This is a genomic window from Ruegeria sp. (assembly GCF_028066395.1).
Lineage (GTDB): Bacteria > Pseudomonadota > Alphaproteobacteria > Rhodobacterales > Rhodobacteraceae > Ruegeria.
In genome coordinates, this window is the sequence record NZ_JALCBM010000072.1 from 16,140 (window position 1) to 22,016 (window position 5,877).

Genomic DNA, 5,877 nt, shown 5'->3' on the forward strand with positions numbered 1-5,877 from the left:
ACCCAACCCGGCAGGTTGGCAATCTCGGGGTTGGCCAGAACCAGGATATCGCGGTTGAACTTGGTCAGCTCGTTTCCGACCCAGCCTTTTTCCTCCGCCAGCGCCTGCATGTCGGCGTTTGCGTCGTTGTAGTACTGGATCTTGCCGTCGCCGTTCTTGTCTTCCCAATCCAGCAGACCGGTTTTCTGCCATGTGGCCATCCAGTCATAGCGTGGATCGTTGTCGATTTCCTCGACCGACACAGCGCCACCTTCGATGCCACCATTGGGCCACATCATGTCGGTGATGTTCAGACGCGCCATTGCGCCAACGGCCGGGGCCGTCAGGTACAGCAGAGCGATGAACACCAGCGCCCAGCCCGCCGACCAGCGTGCGTCAGACACTTTGGGAACGGTGAAAAAGCGCATGATGACGTGCGGCAGACCCGCCGTACCGATCATCAGCGACAAGGTGAACAGCACCATGTTTAGCGTGTTCGAGTGGTGGGCCGTGTAGTCGTTGAAACCCAGCTCGGTCACGATGGCGTCCAGCTTGGTCAGCAGCGGCTCGCCACTTGCGGTATCGCCGAACAGACCCAGCGCCGGGACGGGTGTGCCGGTCAGCTGCAGCGAGATGAAGATGGCCGGGATAGTATAGGCGGTGATCAGCACGCAGTACTGAGCGACCTGAGTGTAGGTCACGCCTTTCATCCCACCAAACACCGCATAGGCAAACACAACGCCCGCGCCGATCAGCAGACCGGTGGTGTTCGACACCTCGAGGAAGCGGCCAAAGGCCACGCCGACGCCGGTCATCTGACCGATCACGTAGGTCACGGATGCTACGATCAGACAGATCACCGCAACGATACGTGCGGTCTGGCTGTAGAAACGGTCGCCGATGAATTCCGACACGGTGAACTTGCCGAACTTGCGCAGGTAAGGTGCAAGCAGCAGCGCCAGCAGCACATAGCCACCGGTCCAACCCATCAGGAAGGTCGAGTTGTCATAGCCGGTAAAGGCAATCAGGCCCGCCATCGAGATGAACGAGGCCGCAGACATCCAGTCCGCCGCTGTTGCCATACCGTTGGTGACCGGGTGAACGCCGCGACCGGCGGCGTAGAATTCCGATGTAGACCCCGCGCGGGCCCAGATCGCGATGCCGATGTACAGCGCAAAGGACGCGCCCACAAACAGCAGGTTGATGGTAAACTGGTCCATGGGGTTTACTCCTCATCCACGCCGTGTTCGGCGTCCAGCTTGTTCATGCGCCAGGCGTAGTTGAAGATCAGCACCAGAAAGACCAGGATCGATCCCTGCTGGGCGAACCAAAAGCCCAGATCGGTGCCGCCAACCGAGATACCGGACAGCAGCGGACGCAGCAGAATGCCGAATCCAAACGACACCAGCGCCCAGATCGCGAGGCTGATGTAGATGAGGCGCAGGTTGGCCTGCCAATAGCCCTTGTCGGCCTCGGCAGCCTGCGCGGAGTTTGATGATTGATCCGCCATTGCGGGTTCCTCCTTCGCTTCCTCCTGAGGCGACCCGCTGCCTACTCCTCCAGCGCGTTGGGCCGCTTCTCGATTGTGCCGGGCACCGTGGTGGCACCAGGCAAAACTCCATCGATCCGCCAAGGCGGTCCTTTGAAGTATTCTGTTGTAGGATCAAAGCCTTGCGGCTTGTCTCCTCCCCCTTAACTCATTGCGTCGCCGACGATCTGTTGCAGATCGCGGGCGATGTCGTCGATCCGGCCCATGGCATCGGTGCGTTGCAGCACGCCGTGGCCGTCGTAATAGGTGATCAGCGGCGCGGTCTGGGCGTGATAGGCGCCAAGACGCGCGGCTACGGTTTCGGCGTTGTCATCGGCGCGGCGCGAAAACTCGGTATGCCCGCATTTGTCGCATTTGCCCTCGACCGCCGGTGTCTTGAACCGGTCGTGATAGCCCTCGCCACAACCGGCGCAGGTGTAGCGGCCCGAGATGCGGATCACCATTTCCGCATCCTCGACCTCTAGCGAGATCGCAGCGTTGATCTTTTGGCCGGTCTCGGCCAGCAGCCCGTCCAGTGCCTGCGCCTGAACGGTGGTGCGCGGGAAGCCGTCAAGGATGACGCCCTTGGCGCAATCGGGGTCCGCCATGCGGTCGCGCAGAATGGCGATGACGATCTCGTCGCTGACCAGATCGCCAGCCTCCATCACCGCCTTGGCGGCAAGGCCGGCTTCGGTTCCGGCCGCCACGGCAGCGCGCAGCAGATCGCCGGTGGATAGCTGCACAAGCCCGAATGCCTCTCCCAACATTCGGGCCTGTGTGCCTTTCCCGGCCCCCGGAGGGCCGAGAAGGATCAGGACAGCAGGTGTGGTGGTCGTGGCAGCGTCCATCACATCCTCACTTGTTCGCCCGGTTTTCGATCAGGTCTTCGACCACCGACGGGTCGGCCAGGGTCGAGGTATCACCCAGCGAGCCAAAGTCATTCTCGGCAATCTTGCGCAAGATACGGCGCATGATCTTGCCCGAGCGGGTCTTGGGCAGGCCGGGGGCCCATTGGATCACATCCGGGCTGGCAATCGGGCCGATTTCCGTGCGGACCCATGTGCGCAGCTCTTTCAGCAGCTCATCCGAGGGCTCTCGATCATTCATCAAGGTGACATAGCAATAGATGCCTTGCCCTTTGATTTCATGGGGGTAGCCCACCACAGCGGCCTCGGCCACGGCGGCGTGGGCGACCAGCGCGCTTTCGACCTCGGCGGTGCCCATGCGGTGGCCCGAGACGTTGATCACGTCATCGACGCGGCCAGTGATCCAGTAATCGCCATCCTCATCGCGACGGCATCCGTCACCGGTGAAGTAATAGCCTTTGTAATCCGAGAAATAGGTCTTTTCGAACCGCTCATGATCGCCCCAGACAGTGCGCATCTGACCGGGCCAGCTGTCCTTGATGCACAGCACGCCTTCGACGCCGTTGCCATCAATCTCAACCCCGGATTGCGGGTCCAGCACCACGGGCAGGATGCCAAAGAACGGCTTCATCGCCGATCCCGGCTTCATCGCATGTGCGCCGGGCAGGGGGGTCATCAGGTGACCGCCGGTTTCGGTCTGCCACCAGGTGTCCACGATGGGGCAGTTGCCCTTGCCGACAACCTCATTGTACCAGTTCCAGGCTTCGGGGTTGATCGGCTCCCCTACGGTGCCCAGCACTTTCAGGTCGCTCAGATCGCATTTCTCGACAAACTCAGGGCCCTGACCCATCAGCGCGCGGATCGCGGTGGGGGCGGTGTAGAACTGGTTCACTTTGTGCTTTTCGCAAACCTGCCAGAACCGGCTGGCATCGGGATAGGTCGGCACCCCTTCGAACATCAGCGTGGTCGCGCCATTGGCCAGCGGGCCATAGACGATGTAGCTGTGCCCGGTGACCCAGCCCACATCCGCGGTGCACCAGTAGATGTCGCCCTCATGATAGTCGAAGGTGACCTCATGCGTCAGCGAGGCATAGACTAGATAGCCGCCGGTGGTATGCACCACGCCCTTGGGTTGGCCGGTCGAGCCGGACGTGTACAGGATGAACAAAGGGTCCTCGGCGCTCATCTCAGCGGGGGCGCAGTAATCGTCGGCCTCCAGCGCCATTTCGTTGTAGTCGTAATCGCGCCCGTCGATCCATGTGGTCTGCCCGCCGGTGCGTTTGACCACCAGACATTTCACCGTGTCCTTGCAATGCAGCAGGGCGGCGTCGGCATTGGATTTCAGCGGCGTTTTGCGGCCCCCGCGCGGGGCCTCATCCGCGGTGATCAGCACCTTGGCGTCGCAGCCATTGATACGCGCGGCCAAAGCGTCAGGCGAGAAACCTGCAAAAACGATCGAGTGAATGGCCCCGATCCGGGCGCAGGCCAGCATGGCATAAGCGGCCTCGGGGATCATCGGCATATAGATGACGACGCGGTCGCCTTTGCGCACACCCATCGATTCCAAAATGTTGGCCATCCGGCAGGTGCGGCGGTGCAGCTCGGCATAGGTGATGTGCTGGGCTTCATCGGTGGGCTCGTCGGGTTCCCAGATGATCGCGGTCTGATCGCCACGCGTTTCCAGATGCCGGTCCAGACAATTGGCCGAGACGTTCAGCGTGCCATCCGCATACCAGTTGATTTTGACCGCACCGAAATCGTAATTGACATCCCGGACCTGCGTGAAGGGCTTGATCCAGTCGACCCGTTTGCCCTGTTCCCCCCAGAACGCATCGGGATCGCTGACCGAGGCAGCATACATGTCGGCGTATTTCCCGGCATCCACATGGGCACGCGCCACGGTGTCAGCGGATGGCGGATAGGTCTTGGCATCTGCCTTGGCAGCGGTAGTCATTTCTGAGGCTCCTCCCTCTGGATTGGATGATATCGGATCGTTGTACCTGCCGGTCAGGCAAAGTCGACCCTGTTCCTCCCCGCTTTGGATAATAGGGGGATTGGAAAAGAAATAAATAAATTGCCGTAATCTCTGGATTTGTTTGTAAATAAATTTCTGAACTTTGTGGTAATTTGTAAATTATTAACAACAAGTGGCGAAAAAATTAACAAAACCATAAAGCTAACTGTAACGGCGCACGCCCCGGGTGAATGCCGAACACAGGGTGACGGGTTCCGGCTGCACCCGGTCATCGGCACAAATGGTCCGATCCTACCGGATTTCGGGGCAGGGGTTGGCACATCCTGTGCTTGGCGCTAGCTTTGTTCCAAGCGCCCCGTCAGGGGGCGCACCAAAGGGAGAGATCATAATGAACAAGATGTTGAGCGGTGCAGCAGTCACCGCCATTAGCATGGCGTTTGTCACCCAGGCGGCGGCAACGGAATGGAATGCCTCGGTCTGGGGCAAGCGCCGGGCCTTTACCGAGCATGTGGAAAAACTGGCCGAGCTGGTCTCAGAGAAAACCGGCGGCGAGTTCACCATCAATGTCAGCTATGGCGGTCTGTCGAAACCGCGCGAAAATCTGGACGGGATCGAGATCGGCGCCTTCGAGATGGCCCAGTTCTGCGCGGGCTACCACCGCGACAAGAACCGCGCGATCACGGTGCTGGAATTGCCCTTCCTCGGCGTGAGCACGCTGGACGAAGAGGTTGCGGTCAGCCATGCGGTCTATGATCACCCGGCGGTCAAGGATGAGATGGCGCAGTGGAACGCGCGGATCATCATGACCTCGCCCATGCCGCAGTATAATCTGGTTGGCACCGGCGATGCGCGCGATCAACTGGCCGATTTCGACGGCATGCGCGTCCGTGCCACCGGCGGTCTGGGTCAGGCGTTCGAAGCCGTGGGCGGTGTGCCCACCTCTGTCCCCGCCACCGAGGCGTTCAACGCGATGGAATCCGGCGTGGTTGACACCGTCGCCTTCGCCCAGCACGCGCATCTGTCCTTCGGCACCATCAACGAGGCCGACTGGTGGACCGCCAACCTGAACCCCGGCACGGTGAACTGCCCCGTCGTGGTGAATATCGAAGCTTATGAGGCCCTGTCGCCCGAGCACCGCGAAGCGCTGGACAGCTCGGTCGACGAGGCCATCGCGCATTATCTGGCCAATTACGGTGGTCTGCTGGACCAGTGGGACAGCGTTCTGGACGAAAAGGGCGTGCAGAAGGTCACCATAGATGATGCCGTGATTGATGAGTTCCGCGCCAAGGCGGCGGACCCGATCCGCGAAGCGTGGATCGAGGACATGACCGCGCAGGGTCTTCCGGCGCAGGATCTCTATGATCTCGTCCAATCCACGCTGAAGCAGCAGCGCGGCGGCAACTGATCACTTTGGGCCGGGCCTGCGCCCGGCCTGCTTTCACCAACAGGGGAACACCGGAATGGCAGGACAGGCCACGGTGCTGGAAGATGGCAGCCTGATCAGCCGTCTGGACCGCCGCCTTTTGGGG

5 protein-coding genes are annotated in these 5,877 nt (G+C 60.9%); 1 reads left to right on the forward strand and 4 read right to left on the reverse strand.

Translation table 11 applies throughout. The features are described from left to right. From MPJ51_RS18240 to acs, 4 genes are all read right to left on the reverse strand, one after another. On the reverse strand, positions 1-1,199 hold a 1,199-nt coding region (locus tag MPJ51_RS18240), incomplete at its 3' end, for a sodium:solute symporter family protein (protein ID WP_298389606.1). Positions 1,200-1,204: 5 nt separating this feature from the next. Continuing rightward, on the reverse strand, positions 1,205-1,489 hold the full coding sequence (locus MPJ51_RS18245; RefSeq protein WP_298389609.1) for a DUF4212 domain-containing protein: 285 nt from the start codon (positions 1,487-1,489) through the stop codon (positions 1,205-1,207). Positions 1,490-1,671: 182 nt separating this feature from the next. After that, positions 1,672-2,355, reverse strand: coding sequence for an adenylate kinase (locus MPJ51_RS18250; protein ID WP_298389611.1), 684 nt, complete (start codon positions 2,353-2,355; stop codon positions 1,672-1,674). Positions 2,356-2,362: 7 nt separating this feature from the next. Further along, positions 2,363-4,327 carry an acetate--CoA ligase gene (gene acs / locus MPJ51_RS18255; RefSeq protein ID WP_298389614.1) on the reverse strand — a complete coding sequence of 655 codons (1,965 nt, stop codon included), beginning with the start codon at positions 4,325-4,327 and terminating at the stop codon, positions 2,363-2,365. A gap of 409 nt (positions 4,328-4,736) precedes the next feature. On the opposite strand from acs, the gene MPJ51_RS18260 reads away from it, so the two are divergent. Beyond that, positions 4,737-5,753 (forward strand): C4-dicarboxylate TRAP transporter substrate-binding protein, encoded by a 1,017-nt coding sequence (locus tag MPJ51_RS18260; protein WP_298389616.1) that lies wholly within the window; start codon positions 4,737-4,739, stop codon positions 5,751-5,753. Positions 5,754-5,877 lie beyond the last annotated feature (124 nt).